This window comes from Pseudomonas rhizophila (assembly GCF_003033885.1).
Lineage (GTDB): Bacteria > Pseudomonadota > Gammaproteobacteria > Pseudomonadales > Pseudomonadaceae > Aquipseudomonas > Aquipseudomonas rhizophila.
In genome coordinates this window covers 5,517,817-5,543,196 of the sequence record NZ_CP024081.1, presented here as the reverse complement: position 1 = coordinate 5,543,196, position 25,380 = coordinate 5,517,817, and the positions used below count along the sequence as shown (strand labels likewise).

26 protein-coding genes are annotated in these 25,380 nt (G+C 60.2%); 15 read left to right on the top strand and 11 right to left on the bottom strand.

The features are described 5' to 3' along the window. Window positions 1-62: 62 nt before the first annotated feature. Entirely contained in the window at window positions 63-503 is a 441-nt protein-coding gene (lysM, locus tag CRX69_RS25735; RefSeq protein ID WP_107323084.1) for a peptidoglycan-binding protein LysM, read from the top strand. A 112-nt stretch (window positions 504-615) separates the two neighbouring features. Here the strand turns inward: lysM and yrfG are convergent, their stop codons facing one another. Further along, window positions 616-1,278 (bottom strand): GMP/IMP nucleotidase, encoded by a 663-nt coding sequence (gene yrfG / locus CRX69_RS25730; protein WP_107323083.1) that lies wholly within the window; start codon window positions 1,276-1,278, stop codon window positions 616-618. 88 nt (window positions 1,279-1,366) lie between these two features. Here yrfG and nudE point away from each other — a divergent pair, with 88 nt between their 5' ends. Both nudE and cysQ read left to right on the top strand, forming a co-directional pair. After that, complete coding sequence (gene nudE / locus CRX69_RS25725) at window positions 1,367-1,933, top strand: ADP compounds hydrolase NudE (protein WP_047226858.1); 567 nt, start codon at window positions 1,367-1,369, stop codon at window positions 1,931-1,933. Beyond that, window positions 1,930-2,757, top strand: a complete 828-nt coding sequence (gene cysQ / locus CRX69_RS25720) for a 3'(2'),5'-bisphosphate nucleotidase CysQ (protein ID WP_107323082.1) — start codon at window positions 1,930-1,932, stop codon at window positions 2,755-2,757. The genes nudE and cysQ overlap by 4 nt, the downstream gene beginning before the upstream one ends. 146 nt (window positions 2,758-2,903) lie before the next feature. On the opposite strand, the gene CRX69_RS25715 is transcribed toward cysQ, so the two are convergent. From CRX69_RS25715 to rfbB, 7 genes are read right to left on the bottom strand one after another with little or no spacing between them, the layout of a single operon-like run. Next, window positions 2,904-3,359 (bottom strand): YiiD C-terminal domain-containing protein, encoded by a 456-nt coding sequence (locus CRX69_RS25715; RefSeq protein ID WP_047226860.1) that lies wholly within the window; start codon window positions 3,357-3,359, stop codon window positions 2,904-2,906. Between the two features lie 45 nt (window positions 3,360-3,404). Next, window positions 3,405-4,793, bottom strand: coding sequence for a sigma-54-dependent transcriptional regulator (locus CRX69_RS25710; protein ID WP_047226861.1), 1,389 nt, complete (start codon window positions 4,791-4,793; stop codon window positions 3,405-3,407). Continuing rightward, window positions 4,790-6,598, bottom strand: coding sequence for a sensor histidine kinase (locus tag CRX69_RS25705; RefSeq protein ID WP_047226961.1), 1,809 nt, complete (start codon window positions 6,596-6,598; stop codon window positions 4,790-4,792). Before CRX69_RS25705 ends, CRX69_RS25710 begins: the two co-directional genes overlap by 4 nt. 36 nt (window positions 6,599-6,634) lie before the next feature. Then, window positions 6,635-7,516, bottom strand: a complete 882-nt coding sequence (rfbD, locus tag CRX69_RS25700; protein WP_107323081.1) for a dTDP-4-dehydrorhamnose reductase — start codon at window positions 7,514-7,516, stop codon at window positions 6,635-6,637. After that, window positions 7,513-8,058, bottom strand: a complete 546-nt coding sequence (rfbC, locus tag CRX69_RS25695) for a dTDP-4-dehydrorhamnose 3,5-epimerase (RefSeq protein ID WP_107323080.1) — start codon at window positions 8,056-8,058, stop codon at window positions 7,513-7,515. Before rfbC ends, rfbD begins: the two co-directional genes overlap by 4 nt. Continuing rightward, on the bottom strand, window positions 8,055-8,930 hold the full coding sequence (gene rfbA / locus CRX69_RS25690; RefSeq protein WP_107323079.1) for a glucose-1-phosphate thymidylyltransferase RfbA: 876 nt from the start codon (window positions 8,928-8,930) through the stop codon (window positions 8,055-8,057). The genes rfbC and rfbA overlap by 4 nt, the downstream gene beginning before the upstream one ends. Then, window positions 8,927-10,009 (bottom strand): dTDP-glucose 4,6-dehydratase, encoded by a 1,083-nt coding sequence (rfbB, locus tag CRX69_RS25685; protein ID WP_107323078.1) that lies wholly within the window; start codon window positions 10,007-10,009, stop codon window positions 8,927-8,929. The genes rfbA and rfbB overlap by 4 nt, the downstream gene beginning before the upstream one ends. A gap of 191 nt (window positions 10,010-10,200) precedes the next feature. Here rfbB and CRX69_RS25680 point away from each other — a divergent pair, with 191 nt between their 5' ends. From CRX69_RS25680 to CRX69_RS25640, 9 genes are all read left to right on the top strand, one after another. After that, entirely contained in the window at window positions 10,201-13,113 is a 2,913-nt protein-coding gene (locus CRX69_RS25680; protein WP_107323077.1) for an aminotransferase, read from the top strand. A 247-nt stretch (window positions 13,114-13,360) separates the two neighbouring features. Next, window positions 13,361-14,239 carry an N-carbamoylputrescine amidase gene (aguB, locus tag CRX69_RS25675; protein WP_076383287.1) on the top strand — a complete coding sequence of 293 codons (879 nt, stop codon included), beginning with the start codon at window positions 13,361-13,363 and terminating at the stop codon, window positions 14,237-14,239. Between the two features lie 3 nt (window positions 14,240-14,242). Then, window positions 14,243-15,349 carry an agmatine deiminase gene (aguA, locus tag CRX69_RS25670; protein WP_107323076.1) on the top strand — a complete coding sequence of 369 codons (1,107 nt, stop codon included), beginning with the start codon at window positions 14,243-14,245 and terminating at the stop codon, window positions 15,347-15,349. A 245-nt stretch (window positions 15,350-15,594) separates the two neighbouring features. Further along, entirely contained in the window at window positions 15,595-15,798 is a 204-nt protein-coding gene (locus CRX69_RS25665) for a hypothetical protein (RefSeq protein WP_047226869.1), read from the top strand. Between the two features lie 338 nt (window positions 15,799-16,136). Next, window positions 16,137-17,423, top strand: coding sequence for an OprD family porin (locus tag CRX69_RS25660; protein WP_107323075.1), 1,287 nt, complete (start codon window positions 16,137-16,139; stop codon window positions 17,421-17,423). A gap of 233 nt (window positions 17,424-17,656) precedes the next feature. Then, window positions 17,657-18,403, top strand: coding sequence for a 2OG-Fe dioxygenase family protein (locus CRX69_RS25655; protein WP_107323074.1), 747 nt, complete (start codon window positions 17,657-17,659; stop codon window positions 18,401-18,403). A 13-nt stretch (window positions 18,404-18,416) separates the two neighbouring features. Further along, the gene (locus tag CRX69_RS25650) at window positions 18,417-18,854 is read left to right on the top strand and encodes a GNAT family N-acetyltransferase (RefSeq protein WP_171061302.1); all 438 of its coding nucleotides are present in this window, start codon (window positions 18,417-18,419) and stop codon (window positions 18,852-18,854) included. Continuing rightward, window positions 18,851-19,564, top strand: a complete 714-nt coding sequence (locus CRX69_RS25645; RefSeq protein ID WP_047226872.1) for an AzlC family ABC transporter permease — start codon at window positions 18,851-18,853, stop codon at window positions 19,562-19,564. Before CRX69_RS25650 ends, CRX69_RS25645 begins: the two co-directional genes overlap by 4 nt. Then, window positions 19,543-19,860 (top strand): AzlD domain-containing protein, encoded by a 318-nt coding sequence (locus tag CRX69_RS25640; RefSeq protein ID WP_047226873.1) that lies wholly within the window; start codon window positions 19,543-19,545, stop codon window positions 19,858-19,860. The genes CRX69_RS25645 and CRX69_RS25640 overlap by 22 nt, the downstream gene beginning before the upstream one ends. Here the strand turns inward: CRX69_RS25640 and CRX69_RS25635 are convergent. Further along, window positions 19,777-20,703, bottom strand: coding sequence for a LysR family transcriptional regulator (locus CRX69_RS25635; protein ID WP_047226874.1), 927 nt, complete (start codon window positions 20,701-20,703; stop codon window positions 19,777-19,779). The two genes, CRX69_RS25640 and CRX69_RS25635, sit on opposite strands and share 84 nt — an antisense overlap. A 354-nt stretch (window positions 20,704-21,057) precedes the next feature. Here CRX69_RS25635 and CRX69_RS25630 point away from each other — a divergent pair, with 354 nt between their 5' ends. Together CRX69_RS25630 and CRX69_RS25625 are read left to right on the top strand one after the other, a co-directional pair. Further along, on the top strand, window positions 21,058-21,468 hold the full coding sequence (locus CRX69_RS25630; protein WP_047226875.1) for an MbcA/ParS/Xre antitoxin family protein: 411 nt from the start codon (window positions 21,058-21,060) through the stop codon (window positions 21,466-21,468). Continuing rightward, complete coding sequence (locus CRX69_RS25625) at window positions 21,468-22,145, top strand: RES family NAD+ phosphorylase (protein WP_047226876.1); 678 nt, start codon at window positions 21,468-21,470, stop codon at window positions 22,143-22,145. The genes CRX69_RS25630 and CRX69_RS25625 overlap by 1 nt, the downstream gene beginning before the upstream one ends. A gap of 146 nt (window positions 22,146-22,291) precedes the next feature. Here the strand turns inward: CRX69_RS25625 and CRX69_RS25620 are convergent, their stop codons facing one another. Beyond that, on the bottom strand, window positions 22,292-23,899 hold the full coding sequence (locus CRX69_RS25620) for a methyl-accepting chemotaxis protein (RefSeq protein WP_107323073.1): 1,608 nt from the start codon (window positions 23,897-23,899) through the stop codon (window positions 22,292-22,294). A 233-nt stretch (window positions 23,900-24,132) separates the two neighbouring features. Here CRX69_RS25620 and CRX69_RS25615 point away from each other — a divergent pair, with 233 nt between their 5' ends. Then, entirely contained in the window at window positions 24,133-24,669 is a 537-nt protein-coding gene (locus CRX69_RS25615; protein ID WP_047226878.1) for a dihydrofolate reductase family protein, read from the top strand. A gap of 236 nt (window positions 24,670-24,905) precedes the next feature. Here the strand turns inward: CRX69_RS25615 and CRX69_RS25610 are convergent, their stop codons facing one another. Further along, complete coding sequence (locus CRX69_RS25610; protein ID WP_047226879.1) at window positions 24,906-25,184, bottom strand: DUF3077 domain-containing protein; 279 nt, start codon at window positions 25,182-25,184, stop codon at window positions 24,906-24,908. Between the last annotated feature and the right edge of the window lie 196 nt (window positions 25,185-25,380).

Here is a 25,380-nt window from a genome sequence, read left to right as displayed (position 1 = left end):
GGGTTCGTTTGGCTTGGTCTAGGCTTTTGCGTCTGGACACTTAAACCCAAGGAGCGTGCACCATGAGTATTTTTAGTTTTGTGAAGGAGGCCGGCGAAAAACTGATCGATCTGCTGACTCCCGGTAATGCCAACGCCAGTGAGCAACTGAAAGAACACATCAGCAAGGTTGGTCTTGGTAACCCGAATGTTCAGGCGACCATTGAGGGCGATAAAGTTACTGTTATTGGTGAGGTGGGTAGTCAGGAGGAGAAGGAGAAAATCCTGCTGGCGGTAGGCAACATAGCAGGTGTGGGCAGTGTTGATGATCAGATCACGGTAACCGGGCCAGTCGCCCAGGCCGCTCGTTTTGTTACCGTAAAAAAGGGCGACACACTCAGCGCCATCTCCAAAGCCGAATATGGCGATGCGAACAAGTACAACAAGATTTTTGAAGCCAACAAACCGATGCTGTCGCATCCGGACAAGATCTATCCGGGGCAGGTGCTGCGCATTCCCGAATAAAGCTTGAGGACCGCATTGTCTTCATCGCGAGCAGGCTCGCTCCCACACTGGATCTGTGGCGAACAAGGAACCTTGTGAGAGCGAGCCTGCTCGCGATGCTAACGGCCGGCTATCAAAGCCCGGCAATCAAATCCCGATAATCCCCCAACGCCTCGAACTCCCCCGTGTCCTTTGGCCCTTTGCGGCTGTCCGGTACGCTGACCGCCAGCAGGTGTGCCACGCCGAATTCCCGGGCGCTGCGCAGCACTGGCAAGGTGTCGTCGATAAACAGGCTGTGGGCCGGGTCGAAGTTCAGATCGGCTTGCAGGGCATCCCAGAACTGCGGGCTTTCCTTGGGGAAACCGTAGTCGTGAGAGCTGATCAAACGTTCGAAGTAAGGGGCCAGTTCGATGCGTTCCAGCTTCAGGGACAATGAGTCGCGATGGGCGTTGGTGATCATTACCACCCGTTTACCCGCCCGCTGGATCGCCGCCAGGAACGTGTCGGCGTCCGGGCGCAGGGCAATCAGGTGCGCGGTTTCCAGCTTCAGTTCGCGCACCGGCAGTTTCAGCTCGGTGCTCCAGAAGTCCAGGCAATACCACTGCAATTGGCCGGCGTTGCGCTCGAACAGCGGCTGCAACTCCAGCTCCGCCATGGCCCGGCTCACGCCATGCAGTTCGGCGTAGCGTTGGGGCAAGTGTTCCATCCAGAAATGGTTGTCGTAATGCAGGTCCAGCAGGGTGCCGTCCATGTCCAGCAGCACCGTATCGATCTCGTGCCAGGGCAGCAAGGCCATAAAACTTCTCCAGCGGTAATCGGATATCCGACACAAACAATCAGAATAGGCCGGGTATAGTAGCCCGCTATCGCCCAGGGAGCCGTTTATGCGCCAGAAACCCACCATACTCGATCGACGGATCGTCGCCACCAGCCGCCTGTTTTGCGTGGAAGAACTGAAACTGCGGTTTTCCAACGGCGTGGAGCGCACCTATGAGCGTTTGGCGGGCAAGGGCGCAGGTTACGGCGCGGTAATGATCGTGGCGATGCTCGACGCCGATCACGCCGTGTTGGTGGAAGAATACTGCGGCGGCACCGATGCCTACGAATTGTCCCTGCCCAAGGGTTTGATTGAGCCGGGTGAAGACGTGTTGGCGGCGGCTGAGCGGGAGCTTAAAGAAGAGGCCGGCTATGGTGCACGTCAGTTGGAACACCTGACTGAACTGTCCCTGTCCCCCGGCTACATGAGCCAGAAGATCCAGGTGGTGCTGGCGACCGATCTCTATGAAGAGCGGCTGGAAGGCGACGAGCCTGAGCCGATGCGCGTGGACAAGGTCAACCTGCGTGAGTTGTCGGCCTTGGCGCAAAACCCTCAATTCACGGAAGGCCGTGCCTTGGCGGCGCTGTACCTGGCCCGTGACCTGTTGACCCAGCGCGGAGCGTTCCTGTCATGAATTTCCCCCACCCTCTAATGGCCCCTGTGGTCGAGCTGGCGCTCAAGGCCGGTGAGGCGATCCTGCCGTTCTGGCGAGCCAATGTGCAGGTCAACCATAAGGCCGACGCATCGCCGGTGACCGCCGCGGACATGGCCGCTCACGATGTGATCGTGGCCGGGCTGACCGCGTTGGCGCCGGATATTGCAATCCTCTCCGAAGAGGACGCCAATATTGCGCAAAGCGTGCGCGCCGGCTGGCAACGCTGGTGGCTGGTGGACCCGCTGGACGGCACCAAGGAGTTCATTTCCGGCAGCGAAGAGTTCACCGTCAATATCGCACTGGTCGAGCAGGGGCGGGTGGTGTTTGGCGTAGTGTCGATGCCCACCAATGGTCGCTTTTACGTCGGTGGCGCGGGGTTCGGCGCCTGGCGTGGCGACAAGGGGGGCGAGCCTTTGCCGATCGAAGTGCGTAACGTGCCGGCGCCGGGTGATGCTTTTACGGTGGTCGCCAGCCGTCGCCATACCAGCCCGGAGCAAGAGCGTCTCTTGGGCGGCTTGAGCGAGAGCCTGGGTGAGTTGCAACTGACCAGCATCGGCAGTTCGTTGAAATTCTGCCTGCTGGCCGAGGGCGCGGCGGATTGCTATCCGCGACTGGCGCCGACGTCCCAGTGGGACACCGCCGCCGCCCAAGGCGTGCTGGAGGGTGCGGGCGGCGAGGTGCTGGACCTACGCGGCGAGCCGTTCTGCTATCCGCCGCGGGAGTCGCTGTTGAATGAATCCTTCCTGGCGTTGCCGGCAAAGGCGGCGTGGCGTGGGAAACTGCTGGAACTTGCCCGCTCCTGAATCGACTGCCCCTTGCTGGACCTGGGACAGTTGTTGTGGCGAGGGAGCTTGCTCCCGCTGGGCTGCGAAGCGGCCCCAATGCGTCTGCTGCGCAGCCGAGCGGGAGCAAGCTCCCTCGCCACAGGGTTTTTTGTGATGCTCGGGGGTCAGCGGTGCAACACGTACTGCCCCACAAATTGCACCGCTGGAGCTTCGCTCCCGGCATTTATCACCTGGGTCTGCAAGGTCAGTCGTGCGCGTCCGTAGCGCCGGTAGGTGGCCAGGAAGCGTTTCCAGACCTTTTCTTCGGGAGCCTGGCAAATGACTGTGGCGTCCCTCGTGACTGGCAGTGGATAGCTGATCTGCCCTTCCTGAATGACGATATGCCCGTCCTCAATGCCCTCTTCGCGCAGGGCCAGGTGCAGCCAGCCCCAGCCACCCAGCACCGCGCCGCAGTACAGGCTGCCGCCGAACATGGTGCTCTTGTGGTTGACGTTGGCCTCCAGCGGTAAAAACAGGCGCAGTTGCCGGGCCTGCCAGTCGAGCACCTTCAGGCCCATGTCCCGCGTCAACGGGATGTCGTGGTGCAGGATCGATTCCAGGTAGCGGCTGTCGCGGTTCATGCAGGGCCTCTTTTGAAAGGGAAGATGGCAATCACTCAAGCAGACTCAATCGGACTCATCGGCATGGCCCTGGCTATCGCCGAAGTTCAGCCCATGCTTGCGTAACTTGTCGTGCAAGGTCTTGCGCGGAATGCCCAGGGCTTCGGCGAGGCTGCGCACCGAGCTGTGAGGGCGGGCCAGTTCGGCGGCGATCAGGGTTTTCTCGAAGTTCTCCACCTGCTCGCTCAAGCCGCCGCTGATCACTTCGACCGGGGCACCGGGGCTACCGTCGGGCGCGCTGTTGTCCAGGGCCAGCTCCAGACCCAGGGCAAAACGCTCGGCGGCGTTCTGCAATTCTCGCACGTTGCCCGGCCAGCTATGGCGCAGCAGCAATGCCCGTTGGGCCGGTTGCAACTCGTGGGGCGGCAGGCCGTGACGGGCGCTGGCTTCGTCGGCGAAATGCTGGAACAGCATCAGGGCATCCTCACCGCGTTCACGCAGCGGGGGGATACGCAACGGCGCGACGTTCAGGCGGTAATACAGGTCGGCGCGAAAACGACCCTGATCAGCGGCCTGACGCAGGTCTTCCTTGGTGGCGGCGATGACGCGGATGTCCAGCGGGATCTGTTGATTGCCCCCCAGTCGTTCCACTACCCGCTCTTGCAGCAGCCGCAGCAGTTTGACCTGAACGTCCAGGCTCATGCTTTCGATTTCATCGAGAAACAGCGTACCGCCGTTGGCGAACTCGAACTTGCCGATGCGGCGCTTCTGCGCGCCGGTGAAAGCGCCGGGCTCATGACCGAACAGCTCGCTCTCCACCACCGACTCGGCCAGGGCTCCGGCGTTGATCGCGACGAACGGGCCGTTGCGCCGGCCCGACAGATCGTGCAGGGCTCGGGCGACTACCTCCTTGCCGGCCCCGGTTTCTCCGAGGATCAGCACATCGGCGCGGGTCGCCGCTAACGCACCGATCTGCTCGCGCAGGCGCAGTATCGAGGGCGATTGGCCGACGAGCCGGGCGCTGAGTTCATGGCGGTCGCTCAGGGCCAGGCGCAGGCTGCGGTTGTCCAGTACCAGGCGCCGCAAGGCCAGGGCCCGGCGCACGCTGTCGAGCAGGTGATCGCTGGGGAAAGGTTTCTCAAGGAAGTCATAGGCTCCGGCGCGCATGGCCTGGACTGCCAGCGGCACGTCGCCATGGCCGGTGATCAGCAACACCGGCAGCTCCGGGTCCTGGGCATGGAGTTCGCTCAGCAACTCAAGGCCGTCGATGCCCGGCATGCGAATGTCACTGACCACCACACCCGGCCAGTCGCGAGACAGTTGCCCGGCCACGCCTTTGGCCTCGGCCAGGGACAGGACCTTCAGGCCGGCCAGGTCGAGGGTCTGGCTCAAGGCCTGACGCAAGTGGGGATCGTCGTCGATCAACACCACCTCAATCCGGTTATCGATGGTCATACACTACGGTCCTCGGACGGTTGCAGGCTCACACCGGGCGCGCCAGCGCGCAACTTCAGGGTAATCAGGGCGCCGCCTTCCTTGTGATTGGCGAACGACAGTTCACCGCCGAAGGCGCGCATCAGGGTGTCGCAAATCGCCAGCCCCAGGCCAAGGCCCTGGGTGCGGGTCTTGGTGGTGTAGAAGGGCTCGCCCGCGCGACCAAGGGCTTCCATGCAAAACCCCGGGCCGTTATCGCGGATGTACAGGTTGACGCCGGTTTCGGTGGCTTCGGCACTGAGCCAGAGTTTGCGCGGCGGGCCTTTTTCAGTCAGGGCGTCGAGAGCGTTGGCCAGCAGGTTGCCGAGCACCTGGCGCAAGCGCGTTTCCCCGGCCTCGACCCACAAAGTGGCGGCCGGCAGGTCGCGGATCAGTTCCACTTCCATGCTGCGCCGGCGCTTGGCGAGCAGTGCCAGGGCATCGTCCAGCGCCGGTTGCAGGGCGACACTTTCCGGGGCGTGACGGTCGCGGCGGGCGAAGGCGCGCAAGTGGGCAATGATCGAGGCCATGCGAGCGGTCAGCTCACTGATCAGCTTGAGGTTGCCTCGGGCGTCCTCGGTACGCTGGTGATCGAGCAATATTTCGGCGTTTTCGGCATAGCTGCGGATCGCCGCCAGCGGCTGGTTGAGTTCGTGGCTGATGCTGGCCGACATGGTGCCCAGGGCTGACAGCTTGCCGGCTTGCACCAGGTCATCCTGGGCGCGGACCAGTTCCTGCTGGGCCTGCTCGCGTTCCAGCACCTCTTGCTTGAGTCGCCGGTTCAGGCCTTCCAGGTCACTGGTGCGCTCGGCTACCCGGCCTTCCAGCTCCTGACGGGCCTTGCCTTCGAAGGCGATGCGGTCCAGGTAATGCCGCCGGCGCTGCATCATCAACCCGAGCAACAGCATCAGGACCAGCAAGGCCGCACCGCCGATGACCACCACGGTGCGCACCGGACGGTCGATCAGGGTACGCGGGGCGAGAATGCTCACGCTCCAGCGGGTCTCCTCAATGGACTGGGTCTGGATCAGCCAGGCGTTCGCATCCAGATTCAGCGGCTTGGGGTCGCGGGTCGGGTAGGGCTGTACGGCGCTGATGGACTGGCGCTCCTCGTCACTTAAGGGGCGGGTCGCGCGAAATCGCCATTCTTGTCGCGAAGTGAGGATCACCACGCCGTTGTGGTCGGTCACCAGCAGTTGTTCGGGGGTTTTGCCCCAGAGGCTTTCGGTGTGGTCCAGATCCACCTTGACCACCAGTACGCCGATCACTTTTTCCCGGTCGCGCACGGCAGCGGCGAAGAAGTAACCGCGCTTGGCCGAGGTGGTGCCCAAGCCGAAGAAGCGTCCCAGCCGCCCGGCCATCGCCTCGATGTAGTACGGCCGGAAGGCAAAATTGCGTCCGACGAAACTGTCGTGTTTATCCCAGTTCGATGCCGCGAGGGTCTTGCCGGTGGGGTCCATCAGGTACATGACTTCTGCGCCGGTCTGGGCGCTGATGTTTTTCAGCAGTCGATTGGCATTGCCTTGGATGATGCCGTCGTCCGGTGCCAGTAAAGTGGCGCGCAGGGCCGGCAGCTCACCGAGAATCTGTGGCAGCACTTCATAGCGATGCAGGGTGCCCAACAGGTTGGCGACGTAGAGATCGAGGGTCTGGCGGTTCTGCCCGGCCAGTTCACTGCGGTAGTAACGCTCGGCCAGATGTTCCAGCGGCCACAGCAACGGCGCCAGGCACAGCGCAAGCAAGGCCAGGCTGCGCCAGCGGGGTCTGCGGGGAAGAGTGGAATTCATGAGCATCAGGCGCCTGTGGGGACAGGCGCATTATGCCTAGTGTCCGGCGGCAAGGCACTGGTGCAGCGCGCTTTGCCAGTCTGGCTGACTTACACCCCATTGCTGAAGCAGGCGTGTGCAATCCAGACGCGAGTTCAGCGGGCGTGGGGCCGGGGTCGGGTAAGCACTGGAGGGGATGGGCTCAAGCACCGCGCAGGGTTTGTGCTGCTCGATCAGGTGCTCGCCGATGGCCTGGGCAAAGCCGAACCAGGACGTTTCACCCTGCGCCGTCAGGTGGTAAGTCCCCCAGGCGCCGCACCGGCCGGCCTGCCAACGTTCAATCAAGTGGGCGGTGCTGTCGGCGATAGTCCCGGCCCAGGTCGGTGCGCCGATCTGATCGTCCACCACCCGCAGGTGCGATTTTTCCTGCAGCAGGCGTTGCATGGTCAATAGGAAGTTGCGGCCTTCGTTGGAGTACACCCAACTGGTGCGCAAAATCAGGTGCTGCCCGGCGATGTGGCGAATGGCGTCCTCGCCGGCCAGCTTGCTGCGCCCATAGACACTCAGCGGGTTGGGCGAGTCGGTCTCGGTGTAGGGCTCAGGCTTGCGGCCATCGAAGACGTAATCGGTGGAGTAGTGGATCAGCGGGACACCCAACTCGACCGCCACTTGAGCCAGGACGCCCGGCGCCGTGGCATTGATGGCGAAGGCCCGTTCCGGTTCGCTCTCGGCCTGGTCGACGGCGGTGTGGGCGGCGGCGTTGATGATCAGGTCAGGCCGCAGGGCAGTGATGGGCGAACGAAGGTGATCGGGGCGCGCCAGGTCGAGTTGGTCGCTGCCGCGCACGATCAACTCAGCCATGCCGGCCAGGCGCGACTGAAGTGCTCGGGAGACCTGGCCGTTCTGGCCGATGATCAGGATGCGCAAGGAGGTACTCATGGGAACAGGTCGGCCTCGTGCAGAGCCTTGCCGGCCTGGTCCTTGGGTGAGAGGATCGGCGCACTCTCCAGTTCCCAGTCGATGGCCAGGTCCGGGTCGTCCCAGCGAATGCAGCGCTCGGCCGAGGGCGCGTAGTAGTCAGTGGTCTTGTAGAGGAAATCAGCGCAATCGCTGAGCACGACGAAGCCATGGGCGAAGCCTGGTGGAATCCATAATTGATGTGCGGTTTTTGCTGAAAGACGAACTGCGGTCCATTGGCCGAAGTTCGGAGAGCTGCGGCGGATATCTACTGCGATATCCAGCACTTCCCCATCAGTGACCCTTACAAGCTTCCCTTGGGCCTGTTCGATTTGATAGTGCAGGCCACGCAGAACTCCCTTGGCTGAACGGGAGTGATTATCCTGCACGAATTGAGGCGTCAACCCGGTGGCCTCGGCAAAGGCACGAGCATTGAAGCTTTCGTAGAAAAAACCACGTTCATCTCCGAAGATCTTTGGCTCTATTAACAGGACTTCCGGCAATCGGGTGGGAGTGACTTTCATTGTGGCTCTCCGGCTATCTTGAACAGGTATTGGCCATAACCGGTTTTACCAAAATACTTGGCGCGCTCAAGGAGGTGCTCGCGACTGACCCAACCTTGTTGATAAGCTATTTCCTCTAGACACGCCACTTTCAGGCCTTGCCGATGCTCGATGGTCTGCACATATTGCGACGCATCTAGCAGACTGTCATGGGTGCCGGTGTCCAGCCAGGCGAAGCCTCGACCAAAGCGCTCGACGTGCAGGTCGCCGCGTTGCAGGTAGGCATTGTTGACATCGGTAATCTCCAGTTCGCCGCGTTTGGATGGCTTTACCGCCTTGGCGATCTGGATGACATCGTTGTCATAGAAATACAGACCGGTTACCGCATAGCTGGACTTGGGGGAGGAGGGTTTTTCTTCGATAGAAATGGCACGATCTTCAGCGTCGAAATCGATCACGCCGAAACGCTCCGGGTCCTTTACCCAGTAACCGAACACTGTCGCACCGCTCTGCCGGGTGGCGGCGGTCTGCAATCGATCCCTGAAATACGATCCATGAAAAATATTGTCGCCCAGAATCAGGCAGACTGAGTCGTTGCCAATGAATTGCTCACCAATCAGGAAGGCCTGAGCCAGGCCATCGGGTGAGGGTTGTTCGGCGTAGCTGAATTGCACACCGAACTGACTGCCATCGCCTAGCAGGTTGCGGTATTGCGGCAAATCCTGCGGGGTGGAGATAACCAGAATCTCCTTGATCCCGGCAAGCATCAATACCGAAATCGGGTAATAGATCATAGGTTTGTCATAAATCGGCAGTAGCTGCTTGGATACGCCGAGGGTAATGGGATGCAGTCGTGTGCCTGATCCTCCAGCCAGAACAATACCTTTTGTCATGCAATCGATTCCTTGTTGTCGAGCGAGCCCAGGCGCTCGCCCTGATAGCTACCGTCCTGGACACGCCGGCACCACAGCAGGTTTTCGAGGTACCACTGCACGGTTTTACGCAGGCCGGTCTCGAAGGTTTCCCGGGGCGTCCAGCCCAGTTCACGCTCGATCTTGCCGGCATCGATGGCGTAGCGCAGGTCGTGGCCGGGGCGGTCTTTGACGAAGGTGATCAGGTCGGCATAGTGCTCCACGCCGTCGGGCTTGTGGGGCGCCAGTTCTTCGAGCAGGGCGCAGATGCCGCGCACCACGTCGATGTTCTTCTGTTCATTGTGGCCGCCGATGTTGTAGGTCTCGCCCACGGCACCTTCGGTCACGACCTTGAGCAGCGCCCGGGCATGGTCTTCGACGTACAGCCAGTCGCGCACTTGTTGGCCGTCGCCGTATACCGGCAACGGCTTGCCGGCCAGGGCATTGAGGATCACCAGCGGAATCAGCTTCTCGGGAAAGTGAAACGGCCCATAGTTGTTGGAGCAGTTGGTCAGCAGCACGGGCAAGCCGTAAGTGCGTTGCCAGGCGCGTACCAGATGGTCGGAAGCCGCCTTGCTCGCCGAGTACGGCGAGCTGGGGGCGTAGGCGGTGGTTTCGGTGAACAAATCATCCACGCCGTGCAGGTCGCCATACACTTCGTCGGTGGAGATGTGATGGAAGCGAAACGCGCGCTTCTGCGGCTCGGCCAGGGTCTGCCAATAGGCGCGGGTGGCTTCCAGCAGGCTGTAGGTGCCCACGATATTGGTCTGGATGAAGTCCGCCGGGCCGTCGATGGAGCGGTCGACGTGGGACTCGGCCGCCAGATGCATGATGGCCTCAGGCTTGAACCTTGCCAGTATCGCGCTGACCGTCGGTTGATCGACGATATCGGCCTGGACGAATTCGTAGCGGCTGTCGTGATCGATGCTGCTCAGCGATTCGAGATTGCCGGCATAGGTCAGCTTGTCGAGGTTCAGGACCTGATGTCCGGTATCAAGGATCAAGTACCGTATAAGCGCCGAGCCGATAAAACCGGCACCGCCGGTGATGAGAATGCGCATCCGAATAAGCCTTCTTCCGTAATACAACATAAGCGATTGGAGCATAGCTTGTCGGCATGGCGAGTGCGGTGCAAGCGGGATATTTCGGGGGGCTCTCACGCGCTTGTAAATTCAGCTGTGGTGAGGGGTTGCTTATCCCCCGACTCAATGGCGAGATAGACATCCGATAAAACCACCTCAGGGGTCGTTGTATGCCACTCGCTACGTTGGTTCACCGTGCCAGTTTGCCAAGCCCACAGATCAGTGCCGAACAGGCGCTGGTGCTGCTGCGCTCGAATTACGGACTCAGCGGTGACCTGCGACCCTTGGGCAGCCAGCAGGACCTCAACTATCGCGTCGACAGCGAGCGCGGACGGTTTGTGCTGAAGATTTGCCATGGTGACTATGCCGTCCAGGAACTCCAGGCCCAGCATGCCGCCCTCAAGCACCTGGCCGAGCACGGCGCGGTAAAAGTGCCGCGGGTGATCGCCGCCAATAATGGCCAGGATCTGTTGACCCTGGAGCTCGCAGGGCAAGCGGTTCATGTACGACTGCTGGAGTACATCGACGGCCAGTCGCTCACCCAGCTTAACCATTGGGGACCTGAACTGGTCACGGGGCTGGGGCGCTTGTGCGCACAAATCGACCTGGCGCTGGCCACGTTCGATCACCCTGGCCTGGAGCGCACCCTGCAATGGGACGCCCGCCACGCCAATGCACTGGTCGGCCATCTGCTGCCCGTCATCGACGATGATCAAGAACGCAACCTGATCGCCGAGGCGGCGCAACAGGCCGAACGCCGCTTGCAGCCGCTCAAGGCCAGCCTGCCGGTGCAGGCGATCCACATGGACATCACCGATGACAACGTGGTCTGGCAGCGCGATGCCCAGCGCCAATGGCAATTGCAGGGCGTCATCGACTTCGGCGACCTGATCCGCACCTGGCGCGTTACCGATCTGTCGGTGACCTGTGCAGCCTTGTTGCACCATGCCGACGGCGATCCGTTTTTCATCCTGCCGGCGATCAAGGCTTACAACGCGCTCAACCCGCTGCAATATGAGGAGCTGCTGGCGCTTTGGCCGCTGATCGTTGCCCGCGCTGCCGTGCTGGTGCTCAGCGGTGAACAGCAGGTATCCATTGACCCGGAAAATCAATACAGCCGCGACAACCTGGACCATGAGTGGGAGATTTTCCGGATTGCTCAGTCGGTCCCGTTCGAACTGATGGAAGCGGCGATCCTCACGTCCGTGGGCCACCATCTGCCACCCGTTGCCAGTGAAGGCTTTGTGCCGCTGTTGCCGACCTTGGTGGGCCGCGAGTTCGCCCTGATCGACCTGGGTGTACTGAGCCCGCATTTCGAAGCCGGTAACTGGGAGCAGGAGGGGATCGATCAGCGTCTGCTGAGTGAAGCCGCCGCGGTCCATGGGTTGGCCGCCAGCCGCTACGGGCAGTACCGGTTGTCTCGGACCCGGCCGGACAGCGCCGTTGAACCGGATACTTATCCATTACACGTAGAATTGCAGGTGCCGCGGGGCACGCCGCTGGAATCGCCGTTCGCCGGGGTGGTGCACAAGGCTGCCGACGGCATGTTGCAACTGGACAGCGTGCAACTGAGCATTCGGCTGTGGGGCGTGACATCGCCGCTGCATTCCGGGGCTGCGCTGGTCAAGGGCCAGGTCTTGGGCGAAGTCGATGGACCGTTGCGGGTGCAGTTGTGTCGTGGCGCTCAGCTCAATCCGCCGTTGTTCTGCACGCCATCCAGGGCGCCGGCCTGGCAGGCGCTCTGCCCCTCACCAGCGGTGCTGCTGGGACTGGCCTGTGATGCCGAGCCAGAGATCGACCCCCAGCAGTTGCTGGCCCGTCGCGATGCGAGCTTTGCCCGTTCGCAGAAGCACTATTACGTTGATCCGCCGCGCATTGAGCGCGGCTGGCGCAATCACCTGATCGACATGCAGGGCCGCTCCTACCTGGACATGCTCAACAACGTCGCGGTACTGGGGCACGGGCATCCGCGCATGGCCGCGGTGGCCGCCCGGCAGTGGTCGCTGCTCAACACCAACTCCCGCTTTCACTATGCCGCGATTGCCGAATTTTCCGAGCGCTTGCTGGCGCTGGCGCCGCCCGGCATGGATCGGGTATTTCTGGTCAACAGTGGCACCGAGGCCAACGACCTGGCGATCCGCCTGGCCTGGGCCTACAGCGGCGGCCGGGACATGCTCAGTGTGCTGGAGGCCTATCACGGCTGGTCGGTAGCGGCCGATGCGGTCTCGACGTCCATTGCCGACAACCCTCAGGCCCTGAGCAGTCGCCCGGATTGGGTGCATCCGGTGACCGCGCCAAACACTTATCGCGGTGAATTCCGCGGCCCCAACAGCGCGCCGGACTACCTGCGCAGCGTCGAGCACAACCTGGCAAAAATCGCCGAACACAAGCGCCAGCTCGCCGGCTTCATCTGCGAACCGGTGTACGGCAATGCTGGCGGGATCGCACTGCCGCCGGGGTATCTGAAGCAGGTCTACGCGCTGGTGCGCGAGCGCGGCGGCGTCTGCATCGCTGACGAAGTGCAAGTCGGCTACGGGCGCATGGGAGAATTTTTTTGGGGCTTCGAAGAACAGGATGTAGTACCGGACATCATCACCATGGCCAAGGGCATGGGTAACGGCCAGCCGCTGGGAGCGGTCATCACCCGCCGGGAAATCGCCGAGGCGCTGGAAGCAGAAGGGTATTTTTTCTCGTCAGCCGGCGGCAGCCCGGTCAGTTGCCAGATCGGCATGGCCGTGCTGGACGTCATGGAAGAAGAAAAACTGTGGGAAAACGCCCGGGCAGTGGGTGGGCATTTCAAGGCCCGCCTGCAAGCTTTGATCGACCGATATCCGTTGGTCGGTGCGGTGCATGGCTCCGGTTTTTACCTGGGCGTGGAACTGATCCGCAACCGCGACACCCTCGAGCCGGCCACCGAAGAAACCACGGCGCTGTGCAATCGCCTGCGGGAGCTGGGTATTTTCATGCAACCGACCGGCGACTACCTGAACATCCTCAAGATCAAACCGCCGATGGTCACCACCCGCCAGAGCGTGGATTTCTTTGTCGATATGTTGGTGAAGGTGTTGGACGAGGGGCTTTGACTAACTGAGGCAAACGCTTTCCCTGTGGGAGCGGGCTTGCTCGCGATAGTGGTGAACCCGTCTGCAGCGATGTCAGATGGGGATCGCATTGCGAGCAGGCTCGCTCCCACAAGGTTTTGCGCGGTCGATAGTTCGATTTTTGTCGGTGTTTTTTGCGACTGGCGTGTGTTTTTAAATATGTATCGCTTCTAAAGTCGATTTTTATCGGTTATAAAGTCGACACCACACATGCTCTGGAGCTCCCTTCATGAGTCGTATCGTCACCGTTGCCGCCACCCAGATGGCCTGTTCCTGGGACCTGGAGGCCAATATCGAGATCGCTGAACAGCAGGTTCGCGAGGCCGCTGCCAAAGGGGCGCAGATCATTCTGCTTCAGGAGTTGTTCGAGACGCCGTACTTTTGCCAGAAGCCCAACCCGGACTACCTGCAATTGGCGACTCCGGTCGAAGATAACGTCGCCATCAGGCATTTTCAGAAAGTCGCCAGGGAGCTTCAGGTCGTCTTGCCCATCAGCTTTTTTGAACGGGCCGGTCGTGCGCGTTTCAACAGTATTGCGATCATTGATGCCGACGGCCGTAACCTGGGGGTATACCGCAAGAGTCACATCCCGGACGGTCCTGGCTACCATGAGAAGTACTATTTCAACCCTGGCGATACCGGTTTCAAGGTCTGGAATACCCGCTACGCCAGGATCGGCGTGGGCATCTGCTGGGACCAGTGGTTTCCCGAGTGCGCCCGCAGCATGGCGCTGCAAGGTGCGGAAATCCTGTTTTACCCGACCGCCATTGGCAGCGAGCCGCACGACAAAAGCATTTCGTCCCGCGATCACTGGCAGCGCGTGCAACAAGGCCATGCCGGCGCGAACGTAATGCCGCTGGTGGCCAGCAACCGCATCGGCAACGAAGAGCAGGATGGCTACGACATCACGTTCTACGGCTCCTCGTTCATCGCCAATCAGTTCGGTGAAAAGGTCCAGGAATTGAACGAAACCGAAGAAGGCGTGCTGGTGCACAGCTTTGACCTGGACGAGCTGGAACACATTCGCAGTGCCTGGGGCACTTTCCGTGATCGTCGTGCGGACCTGTACGGCTCGATCAAAACCCTCGATGGCTCACTGGAGTCCTGATTTATGACAACGTTGAACAGCACTCCCCGCGCGGATGGTTTCCACATGCCTGCCGAGTGGGCACCCCAGACCCAGGTCTGGATGGTCTGGCCCGAGCGCCCTGACAACTGGCGCCTGGGCGGCAAGCCCGCGCAGGCCGCTCATGTGGCGGTCGCCAAAGCCATCGCCCGCTTCGAACCGGTAACCGTGGCGGTGTCCGCGAACCAATACGAAAATGCCCGGGCGCATCTCGACGTGCCGAATATCCGCGTGGTGGAAATGTCCAGCGACGATGCCTGGGTCCGGGACACCGGCCCGACGTTTGTCATCAATGATAGTGGCGAAGTGCGCGGCGTCGACTGGGATTTCAACGCCTGGGGTGGGTTTGACGGTGGCCTGTATGCGCCGTGGAACCGGGATTCGCAAGTGGCCAGCAAGATTCTCGAGATTGAACGCAGCCCGCGTTACCGCACCGAAGGCTTCGTGCTTGAGGGCGGCTCAATCCACGTCGATGGCGAGGGCACCCTGATCACCACCGAGGAATGCCTGCTCAACCGCAATCGCAACCCGCACTTGAGCCGCGAAGACATCGAGGCTGTGCTCAGCGCGCAGTTGGCGGTGGACAAGATCATCTGGCTGCCGGACGGCCTGTTCAACGACGAAACCGACGGGCATGTGGATAACTTCTGCTGCTACGTGCGCCCTGGCGAAGTATTGCTGGCCTGGACCGATGACCCGCAGGACCCGAACTACGCCCGCTGCCACGCCGCGATGGACGTCCTGCAAAACAGCACTGACGCCAAGGGACGCCCGTTCACAGTGCACAAAATGCCAATTCCGGGGCCGTTGTATGCCACTGAAGAGGAATGCGCCGGCGTGGACGCGGTGCAGGGTTCCCAGGAGCGCAATCCGACCGTGCGGTTGGCCGGTTCCTACGTGAATTTCCTGATCGTCAACGGCGGCATCATCGCACCGAGTTTCGACGATCCACTGGATGGCCCGGCGAAGGCGCTTCTGCAAGGGCTTTTTCCAGAGCACGAAGTGGTCATGGTGCCGGGGCGCGAACTGTTACTGGGGGGCGGAAACATCCACTGCCTTACCCAACAACAGCCTGCGCCGCGCACAAAATGAGTGGTGATGTAACAGCCAGGCAATAGCGCTGGCGGCAGCTCTGCGCCGGGCTTTTTGGATCCATTTTGCTTTGGCCCGCGGCCTGATTGGGGGTGCGGGCTTTTTTATGTCTGCAGATCGGCAGTGCAGGCACATTGGCATAGCTCTTGTATCTGTATCCCGGCAGTTCTGGGGAGCGGAGCTGAGTTGTTTTGTCATAAACCTTGGATAAATTGGCCGCTCATCAACCAGGAGAGGGCGCTGGAATGAATATGATAAGCGAGCGCACATACCATCCCTTGGCCGTTGTCAATGGTGAGTCGCTTAAAGCTTTGGCACAGTGGTTGAAGTCCAACGGAACGCGTCAGACCAGAGAACCCGATCCGCGTCGGATGATCATGGAACGCTACCCGGATGGCCTGTTCAGCGAGGCTGAGCTGGAAGCACTGTGGGACGTGATGCAAGGATAGAATTCGACGGATTGAGAAAAGGCGCTGGCCAGGATGGCAGCGCTTTTTTGTGGCTGATGGTTCTGTGTTGAACACTGAGCCCATTTGAAGGTTGTTTTTAGAAGTTTTTCGCCTGATTACAGACGATTCACGAAATTGACACATCATTGAAGGCGGGACTAGGATTCGTCCACGCCTGTGGCTAACAGCCATGACTCTTAAATAATAAAAAGGCCCGCCACGATCATTCGTGGGCGGGCCTTTTCATTATTTTCAGGAGCAAGAGTCCGAAAAAGAGCGCAAAAGCGCCGTTTCGGCTGCCGTCGCAGTGCGTATCAACCCGTATAAGGAAAATAATCATGTTGAACAAGCGCATTGCTCTGATCGCACTGGGGATTTTAAACACGACATATGCCATGGCCAGCGACCAGGCTGAGTCCAAGGGGTTCGTTGAGGACAGCAGCCTGAACGTGCTGTTACGCAACGCCTATATCAATCGCGACTACAAAAACGGTAATGAAGACAAAGCCGAATGGGGGCAGGCCGCCATCGGAACGTTCTCGTCCGGCTTTACCCAAGGCACTGTCGGTGTAGGGGTGGACGCCTTCGGACTGTACGCGCTGCGTCTGGATGGCGGCAAAGGTCGCAGCGGTGCGGGCGGCATCGACTTCTTCAAGCAAGGCGACAGCGGCAACGCGGCCGATGACCTGTCCAAGTTTGGTGCGGCGGTCAAATTCCGTGTTTCCAATACCGTGTTGGCCTACGGTGACCAGATGCCGGCGTTGCCGGTGCTGAGCTACGACAACTCGCGCCTGCTGCCGGAAAGCTACACCGGCACGCTGATCACCTCCAAAGAGATCAAGGGCCTGGAGCTGAACGCTGGACGTTTCACCGCCGAATCGCGCAAAAGCGCCGAGGGTCGTGACAGCGGTGGCCTGAAGTCGATCAACGTATTGGGCGGCAGCTATCAGTTCACCGAGCAGTTCAAGGCTTCGCTCTACGCCTCGGATGTCGAGGACGTGTTGAAGAAGCAGTACGTGAACGCCAACTACGTATTCCCGCTGGCCAAGGATCAATCCCTGACCCTGGACTTCAACGGCTATCGCACCAAGCTGGACAACAGCTATGTTCGCGAAAACAACGTCACCGGCGACGACAACAAGATCTGGAGCCTGGCCGCCACCTTCGCCACCGGCCCGCACAGTTTCACCCTCGCTCACCAGCGCAGCACTGGTGACAGCAACCAGGGCTACGCCTATGGCGGTTATCAGCGCGGGCAGAATCGTGTAGGGGACGGCGGCAATACGATCTACCTGGCCAACTCCTACTGGTCCGACTTCAATGCTGAAGACGAGCGCAGCTGGCAACTGGGTTATGGCCTGGATTTCACCACGTTCGGGGTTCCCGGTCTGACGTATAACGTTGCTTATGTGCGTGGCGATAACATCACCACCTCCACCAGCGAAGGTGGCACCGAGCGCGAGATCTTCAACCAGTTCAAGTACGTGGTCCAGAACGGTCCCGCCAAAGACCTGAGCGTGCGGTTGCGCAGTTCCTTCCTGCGTGTTTCGCAGAAATCCAGCGAGTACAACGTCAGCGGCAATGAGCTGCGGGTGTTCGTGGATTATCCGATCAGCGTCTTCTGATGCCTGATCACGTTACAAGCGTCTGATGAAAAACCCCGAGCGCAAACTCGGGGTTTTTTCTTTGGACGGCAAAAAAAACGTTGGAACAGTCTGTTTTCCCGAGAAAAAGTCGTACTAATGAAACATTGTCCACCGTTTCAAGCATGGCTTGAAATGCCTCAAATACTTTCTCATGGACGTAAATCCTGTACCTACTAGATTAGGCTGCTCAATGCAGTGGAGACCTATGAAAAATGATCGTTCTGAACAGGGAAGTAGGCGAAGCGCTGAGGCGTGACAAATACGTCAACGTCCGCGGTGGAGACTTCAATCTCTACGGTCATTTCGGCGACTTTGTCCGGCTGACCAAGAGCTGGGAAAACATGGAGCCCGACAGCTACTACGGCCAGGCCGAGTCAGGCATGCGTTTTCGCCGCTATAGCGACTTCGAATACAACCCCAGGACCCGCGACCTTACGCAGCTCGAGCATCGGGCCTACATTCAGTCCAAGGCCAACAACAGCTATGTCGGTGGACTGGAGCGGCACTTCCAGGACTTTTCCAACGAAGTGATCAACTCACCGGTGATGCGCAGTCTGATCGACACGGACTTTGAGGTGTACAAGAACGTCCTTCCTCAGGAGCTGCACGAGGAAACCTGGCAGTGCCAGATCCACCAGATCCGTATCGAGATCAAGCCGGGCAAGCAACTGGAAATCACCCCTGAAGGGATCCATTGCGATGGGTATCCGTTCAGCGGCGTGCACTTCTGGGGCCGTCATAATGTGGCCGGCGCAGAGAGTCGTCTGTACACCGCCCAGGAAGAACAACTGGCAGCGATTACCTACGAGGACATTCTCGACACCACTTTCTTCCTCGACCGCGACATGCGCCATTACGTCACCCCGGCCCGGAACGTCCACAGCCATGAAATGGCTTTCAGGCAGATCCTGGCGATTTCCTTCTCGCGGCCCGGGACCGCTTTCGACATTGTTCGCTGAACAGCTCGAACCCATGGACGATCTGGAGCAACAGGTTCTGTTGCGCCGGGCAATGGTCAGGGACGCCGAACGACTGGAGCAGTTTTTTCGCGGTTTCGACGAAGTGTCGTTCTGCGAGTGGCAGGATGCCCGATTCTTGCGCGGGGTATTGTTGCAGGACACCACCACCGCGTACCTGGCCGTCGATGTCAGCGGTGAAGTGGTGGGGGCGGTGATTGGCGGCATGCTCGGCACCCGTGGCACCATCAATCACCTGGCCGTCAGCCCGGGGCATCGAACCCGAGGCTTGGGCCAGCGTCTGGTGGAGGCGGCATCGGCCGACATGAAACGGGTCGGCGTACTGCGCATGTTCCTGTTCGTCGACGATGCTAATCTGGCCGGCAAGCGGTTTTGGGCAGCCCAAGGCTTTTGTGAGCCTCGGGGTGAAATCACTTTCGAGAGGGATCTATGAGCAAGACTTCCAGCCAGCCGCTGGTGGTCGAACCACAAGCCTCGCGTACCTTTGCTGAAGCCAGTCCGGTGGTAGCGGGTTATTTTACGGTTTCGTTTGTGTTCGGTCTGATGGCGGTCAACGCCGGGTTGCCCTTGTGGCTGCCGGTGGCGATGTGCCTGTTCGTTTACGCGGGCGCTTCGCAATTTGCGGCGCTGGCGTTGATTTCCAGTGGAGCATCGCTGACCACTATCGTGCTCACCACCTTCCTGATCAACGCGCGACACATGCTGATGTCGGTCTACATGGCCAAGGCATTGCGTGCGCTGGGGCTCAGTCGTTTCGAGCGCTGGTGCTACGCGGCGGGGCTCACGGACGAGTCATTCGCTTTCCACAGCGTCAAGCTCGGCACCGGTGCGCCGGTCAGCGTGCGTTACCTGATCGGCTTCAACCTCTTTTGCCACACCTCCTGGGTGCTGGGTGGCCTGTTGGGAGCGGTGTGTGCGCAATACGCGGCGCACCTGATCAAATACCAGCTCGACTACGCCTTGACCGCGATGATGCTCTACGTGCTGGTTTCGCTGTGCAATACCCGTAACAAACTGATCGCTGCCCTGGCGGCGGTCGTCTGCATGGGCGGGCTGAGCCTGCTGGGCAGCTCGCCGTTCAATGTCTTCATTGCCACGTTCGTTGGCTGCGGGGTGGGCGTATGCCTGACCAAACGTTCCTGATCCTGGTCGTGGCCCTGATGATGGCGGTGACCTTTCTGCCACGGGCCCTGCCGCTGCAGGTCAATACTGAAAACTGGCCACCGTTCGTCGCCCGCGCCCTGGAATACCTGCCGGTGGCGATCGTCGCTGCCATCAGCCTCACCCCGTTGTTGATCAAGGATCAGCAGATACAACTCGACCGCCCGGAATTCTATGCCGCGATTCCGACGCTGTTATGTGCGTATTTCAGCCGCAACCTGTTTCTCAGTGTGGCGGTGGGCACGGCGGCGTACATCGCGCTCGGTTCGTTCCTTTAGCGTCAGGTCCACAACATCGTGCAGTGCCTGGCCGGACAACTCTGGATTATTCACCGCCAGGCGGACCTCGAGGAAATCCTCGAAGTCCGGGAAAATCGTCAAGTCGTTACGCAGCGCCGCTTCCCGGGACACCAGCCCCAGGCCATCGAGTTGGGTAATCAACGACAATGTCAGCGTTTCACTGCAGGAATACACCATCCGCTGACTCGAGCCGTACTCGCCCAGGCCGGCATCCAGGAAGCGAAGGAAACTGTGGGAATACGGACATTCCTCGGCCGGACGCACCTGAAACTTATCGCCGAGCAAACCGAGGGAGTCGTCCTCTTCGCCGCAATGGGCGCCGACCACCTGCACCTGGACGTCCGGCATTGTGATGCTGGAAAAGCCGCTCTGCTGCGGACCGATCAGGATCGCCAGGTCAAAATCTTCGTTCTTGAGCTTGCTCAGGTTCTCCATCGACTCGGCGTAGCTGAACTCCAACTGATACTGAGGAAACACGGCGATCAGCCGATCGATCATCCGCCGGTTGAACTCCGCCGGCAGCGTGGTATTGAGCGCCACTCTCAGCGTGCGCTGCCGAGGCGTCTTCAGCGCCGCGACCTTCTCTTCCAACTGCCGCGTGGCAACCAGCACCTGATCCATGAACGGCGTCAGTTCCGAGCCTTGGCTCGTCAACGTCAGGCCCTTGTTCGACCGCCGGAACAACCGGAAGCCGAACTGCTCCTCAACTTTGTTCAACTGTGCCGCCAATGCCTGCACCGTGAGGCACGAATGTTCCGCCGCCGCCGACAAGGAGCCGGTCTGCACGATGCGCATGAGGTTGCGTAAGGTTCTGCTATCCATGAGGTAATGCCCTCTGCTTAAGTGGGCTCGCTATTGTTGTGCACCTGGCCCGGTCAGGCAGTGCATGCCGGCTATCATCATGTACCTTGCCACGGTTGTCGCGGTTTTGTGGCGAAAAGCTCCAGCAGACGATGGTTGGAGCTTATGCGGGATTTGGGTTTTTTGCCTGATCAACGGTAATCGGGGCGGTCAGCGAGTCCGTAAGTGGCTGGAGCAGAGAAAATTCCTGCACACAGCTTGCTGAATGGTTCAGGTAGAGGGTGGTAAAAATCCGTTTGCGAATAAAAAATAATAATTTATCCGTATTTGTACTACTCTCTAGGTGTCACCCCCTAGCAATGGAGCCCAAATTTTATGGCAACCTCCTCCATCACCCTCAACGCGCAGCAACAATTGGACTCCCCTGACGCGGGTCGGGTCGCGTTGAAGTTTTTCTTCAATCTCATGGCGTTGTGGGGCTGCAGTGTCGAGCAGCAGCGCACATTGCTGGGCAAGGTAGGCAACACGACTTTCTATAAGTACAAGCAATTACCGGAAAACGTCAGGCTGCCTCACGACACACTGGAGCGCATTTCCTACCTCATGGGTATTCACAAGGCGCTGAGCATCATCTTCAGCAACAGCCGGGACCGCGCTTACCAGTGGGTCAACAGCCCTAATACCGCTGCGCCCTTCAACGGCCAGTCGGCACTGGCCTACATGCTTGCCGGCCGGGTGGTAGACATTGCCGATGTGCGGCGTTACCTCGACGGAGTGCGCGGTTGATGACGCCACCACTGGCGGACCCGCAATGGAAGCGTGCCTACCGGATCGTCAACAGCAGCTTCCCGCCGATTGCGCTGTTCGAAGACGTGCTCGATCCCGAGGACCTGCCCACCGCGTATGCCCTGGAAGCACTGACCAACGATCGGCTCATGGAAGAAGCCGGGGTGCTGTCCCGGGTACGCCCCGAGGACCGCATTTCCGGGCCCGGCTCCTCGCCGGTGATGGCCGCGTTTACTCATATCGGCAAAAGCAGCCGCTTCAGCGACGGCACCTTCGGTGTCTACTACGCCGCCAGCAGCCAGGAAGCCGCCATTGCCGAGACCTGCTACCACCAGGCGCGATTCCTCGGAGCGACCAACGAGCCGGATCTGGAATTGACCATGCGCACTTACGTCAACAAGGTCATCAAGCCGCTGCACGACATCCGCCAAGATTACCCGCACCTGCACGACCCGGATCCCACCGCCTACGGTCCGTCCCAGGTGTTCGCCCGGCAACTGCGCGAAACCTTGTCCTGGGGCTTGCTGTACAACAGCGTCCGCCTGCCCGGCCACGAATGCGTGGCGGCGTTTCGCCCACCGGCGGTTTCGATTCCGGTGCAGGGCAAGCATATCCGGTACGTCTGGAGCGCCCAGAAGCGGGAGATTTCGTTTGTGTTTGAGGTGAGCGAGGTGTGAGTCAGGTTTTTAGGGTGTTTTATGGCTGGGCAATAATTATTGCCCAGCCAAAATTTTCAATAATTCGCGAGTATTGAAAGCACAGGCTGCTACACAGCCGAGCGAGAGCAAGCGGCCTCGCCACAAAAGTGGGTCCGGCCGATTGATCAAATCTTGAACTGCTGCACCGAAGACTGCATCGACCCCGCCGCATCGTTCAATTGATCCGCTGTTTGCGTCAGGTTGTGAATCGAGCGGGTGTTCTCGCGGGACTGCGCGGCAATCGACTCCACCCTCTGAGCCATTTCATCGCTGGCCTTCGATTGTTCGGCAATGGTCTGGGAAATTTCCTCCACCACTTCTGCCGCGTGCCGGGCGCCGGTGCGGATTTCGCTGATGGACACCCCGGCCTGCTGGGCCAGTGAGACGCCTTCGTCCACGCGGCTGACGCAAGCCTGCATGTTCGCCACCGCATCCCGGGCGCTGGTCTGAATGCGCTCGATCATTGCGGTGATTTCCTGAGTGGACTGGGTGGTGCGCGCTGCCAGGTTACGCACCTCATCGGCCACCACCGCAAAGCCCCGCCCCGCCTCACCGGCGCGGGCGGCTTCGATGGCGGCGTTGAGGGCCAGCAGGTTGGTTTGCTCGGCGATGCTCTTGATCACCTGAATGATGGAATGAATGTCTTCGGACGACGCATCCAGCGCCGTGATCTTGCTGGACGACTGATTGACCACCTCGGCGATCCGGCTCATGCCCTCTACCACCCCAAGAATCACTTGCCCGCCGCTGCTGGCCAGTTGTTCGGACTGCGCTGAAATCGTCCGGGCGCTGTCGGCGTGCTGATGGATCTGGCTGATGTTCGCCATCATCTGCTCCATGCTCGCCGCCATGCTGGTGGCGCTCTGAGCCTGCTGATCGGCGCTGGACACAATCTGCCGCGCCGTATCGCCCAATACGCGCGACGTGCCATGCAACTCGTCACTCTGGCTGCGGATCGTGGCGATCATTTGCCGCAGATTGACCTGCATCTGCTCGATCACACCCTGCAACTGACCCAGCTCATCCTTGCTTTGAGCCCCCATCGAGCGCTGCAAATCCCCTTGGGAAATAGCCTGGGTATTGAGGATGATCTTGTTCAGCGGCGTAAGCACCGCCTTGAGCAGGCTCCAGGACAACAGCGCCAACGCCACACAGGTGGCCAGCAATGTGAAAACCAACCAGCGCTCCGACGTTTGAATGCTGTGGTCCTGATGCTCGCGGGTGGCATGGGCCTGGCTCTCGATCAACTCACTCACCGCCTCGTTACGCTCCTCCAGCGCCGAAAACGCCCCGTCGAACTCCGTCCGCAGCGCCCGGCCATCCTGGGCACCCTCCAACGCCTTAGCGATCACCTGCTGAGCCGATGCAATATAGGTTTCCACTTGCGGCTTCAGCTCGGTAATAGCCTGAGCGATCGCTTGCGGCAACTGGGCCTCGGCATTCTCGGCGATGACTTTGCGCATCCGTTGCGCATGCTCATCGAGCGCCTCTCTCACCTCCTTGGCTCCCGCGGCATCCCCCGGCGCCACCAGCAAAGCGGCCAACACATCGCCACGAATGGCGTCGTGCATCATGTCCGCCTCCATGTGCTTGCGCATGGCCGAAATACTGGTCTCGCTACGCGCCAGGGCGCTGGTCATGCTGATATAGCCCCACAACCCGATACCGCCGAGCACGAGGGCAAAGAAAAGGCTGATCAACCCCGAGCCTATGATCTTGGTCCTGATCTTCATCGCCTACTACTCCAGAGGGGGCGGGATTTCAGGGAAAGTGTAGTTGAGGGCCGGCGGAGCGCTCGGAGGTTCGCTTTGATTGCTTCGGGCGCTCACGCCCGCTTGCCGATAACGCCAACGACCTGCGGGCCCGAAGACAAGCGATGGGAGCGATTGCACAATGGATGATCAATGCCAGCAGGTGTTTCTCGACGCCGGGCATCGAAATACCCCGTATGAATAAGGAGATCCTGATGGCCACTGCACATGTTTTCATCGCCACCAGCCTGGATGGCTTCATCGCCAGGCCCGACGGTGACATCGACTGGCTTTTACAGCGCGATGATCAAACCGAGGACCATGGCTACTCAGACTTCATCGCTGACAAGGACGTGATCGTGATGGGGCGCGGAACCTATGAGAAGGTCCGGACCTTCGACACCTGGTTCTACGAGCGCCCCGTGGTGGTGCTGTCTGAAAGCCTGTTGGATGCGCCAGTGCCCGAAGCGCTGAAGGGCAAGCTCCGGTTCTCTAGCCTCGCGCCCAAGGACGTGATGGAGGAACTGACGAGACAAGGCGTACGTCGGGTCTATGTCGATGGCGGACAGGTGGTGCAGTCATTCCTGCGCGATGGTTTAATCACCGACATGGTGATTACCACTGTACCTGTGCTGATCGGCTCCGGAAGGCCATTGTTCGGGGCTCTTGGGCAGGACGTAGATCTGAAACTGGTATCCAGCCGCTGGTTTGCTTCGGGGTTGGTGCAGTCTACCTATCGCTTGGCGACATGATGCGCTTGCGTGGGTATTAGGCCCGCAGCGCCAGAGCGTTCTCGTAGGAAAACGGGGGACAGACCATGGTTGATTTAGTGTCCGCCTACTCATTGCAGCCGGTAATCGTGCTCTGTCCGTAGCCCCCGTGGCGAGGGAGCTTGCTCCCGCTGGGCTGCGAAGCTGCCCTTCTTTAATCCGCTCCTGCAAATACAATTCAATGCTGCCCCCTTGGAGCAGCATTGCCCCCGCGGCTCTTAAGCAGAATGACTCCCCGGCGCCTCCAGCACCTTCACCACGTCATCGATGACGGCTTTGCTCATATCCTGCAAATAACACGACGCCCAGGCGTACCGATCCGTGCTGCGAATCATCGCCGCGTCCTCGGCCAAGAGCTTGGCAACGTGGAGCAGGTCGGAGGCGTGGGATAAGGCTTCGCCGATGGGAATGCCGCTGTTGACGCGGAAGAGGGGACGGTCGGAGTGGTAGGAGAAGGGGGTTAGGCCTGGGGTTTTGAGGTCTTGCGGGTTTGGCATTGTCTGGCTCCTTGACTGTGAGAGCCGCAACCTTCCTTTCCTACGGGATTGGGTGGCGGCCATGCACGGGGTAGGAAAACCGGGAATCAAGGCACCCGGCACACCCGAAGGTGTCCCGCGCACAGCCGCCATAACGCATATCGCAGACACAAAAAAAGCGCCTGCAATAGTAAGCGAGGCGCAGCTGATACGCCTT

Coding starts and splice junctions, on each gene's coding strand:
- lysM (WP_107323084.1), top strand. CDS start 63: ATGAGTATTTTTAGTTTTGTGAAGGAGGCCGGCGAAAAACTGATCGAT.
- yrfG (WP_107323083.1), bottom strand. CDS start 1,278: ATGGCCTTGCTGCCCTGGCACGAGATCGATACGGTGCTGCTGGACATG.
- nudE (WP_047226858.1), top strand. CDS start 1,367: ATGCGCCAGAAACCCACCATACTCGATCGACGGATCGTCGCCACCAGC.
- cysQ (WP_107323082.1), top strand. CDS start 1,930: ATGAATTTCCCCCACCCTCTAATGGCCCCTGTGGTCGAGCTGGCGCTC.
- CRX69_RS25715 (WP_047226860.1), bottom strand. CDS start 3,359: ATGAACCGCGACAGCCGCTACCTGGAATCGATCCTGCACCACGACATC.
- CRX69_RS25710 (WP_047226861.1), bottom strand. CDS start 4,793: ATGACCATCGATAACCGGATTGAGGTGGTGTTGATCGACGACGATCCC.
- CRX69_RS25705 (WP_047226961.1), bottom strand. CDS start 6,598: ATGAATTCCACTCTTCCCCGCAGACCCCGCTGGCGCAGCCTGGCCTTG.
- rfbD (WP_107323081.1), bottom strand. CDS start 7,516: ATGAGTACCTCCTTGCGCATCCTGATCATCGGCCAGAACGGCCAGGTC.
- rfbC (WP_107323080.1), bottom strand. CDS start 8,058: ATGAAAGTCACTCCCACCCGATTGCCGGAAGTCCTGTTAATAGAGCCA.
- rfbA (WP_107323079.1), bottom strand. CDS start 8,930: ATGACAAAAGGTATTGTTCTGGCTGGAGGATCAGGCACACGACTGCAT.
- rfbB (WP_107323078.1), bottom strand. CDS start 10,009: ATGCGCATTCTCATCACCGGCGGTGCCGGTTTTATCGGCTCGGCGCTT.
- CRX69_RS25680 (WP_107323077.1), top strand. CDS start 10,201: ATGCCACTCGCTACGTTGGTTCACCGTGCCAGTTTGCCAAGCCCACAG.
- aguB (WP_076383287.1), top strand. CDS start 13,361: ATGAGTCGTATCGTCACCGTTGCCGCCACCCAGATGGCCTGTTCCTGG.
- aguA (WP_107323076.1), top strand. CDS start 14,243: ATGACAACGTTGAACAGCACTCCCCGCGCGGATGGTTTCCACATGCCT.
- CRX69_RS25665 (WP_047226869.1), top strand. CDS start 15,595: ATGAATATGATAAGCGAGCGCACATACCATCCCTTGGCCGTTGTCAAT.
- CRX69_RS25660 (WP_107323075.1), top strand. CDS start 16,137: ATGTTGAACAAGCGCATTGCTCTGATCGCACTGGGGATTTTAAACACG.
- CRX69_RS25655 (WP_107323074.1), top strand. CDS start 17,657: ATGATCGTTCTGAACAGGGAAGTAGGCGAAGCGCTGAGGCGTGACAAA.
- CRX69_RS25650 (WP_171061302.1), top strand. CDS start 18,417: ATGGACGATCTGGAGCAACAGGTTCTGTTGCGCCGGGCAATGGTCAGG.
- CRX69_RS25645 (WP_047226872.1), top strand. CDS start 18,851: ATGAGCAAGACTTCCAGCCAGCCGCTGGTGGTCGAACCACAAGCCTCG.
- CRX69_RS25640 (WP_047226873.1), top strand. CDS start 19,543: ATGCCTGACCAAACGTTCCTGATCCTGGTCGTGGCCCTGATGATGGCG.
- CRX69_RS25635 (WP_047226874.1), bottom strand. CDS start 20,703: ATGGATAGCAGAACCTTACGCAACCTCATGCGCATCGTGCAGACCGGC.
- CRX69_RS25630 (WP_047226875.1), top strand. CDS start 21,058: ATGGCAACCTCCTCCATCACCCTCAACGCGCAGCAACAATTGGACTCC.
- CRX69_RS25625 (WP_047226876.1), top strand. CDS start 21,468: ATGACGCCACCACTGGCGGACCCGCAATGGAAGCGTGCCTACCGGATC.
- CRX69_RS25620 (WP_107323073.1), bottom strand. CDS start 23,899: ATGAAGATCAGGACCAAGATCATAGGCTCGGGGTTGATCAGCCTTTTC.
- CRX69_RS25615 (WP_047226878.1), top strand. CDS start 24,133: ATGGCCACTGCACATGTTTTCATCGCCACCAGCCTGGATGGCTTCATC.
- CRX69_RS25610 (WP_047226879.1), bottom strand. CDS start 25,184: ATGCCAAACCCGCAAGACCTCAAAACCCCAGGCCTAACCCCCTTCTCC.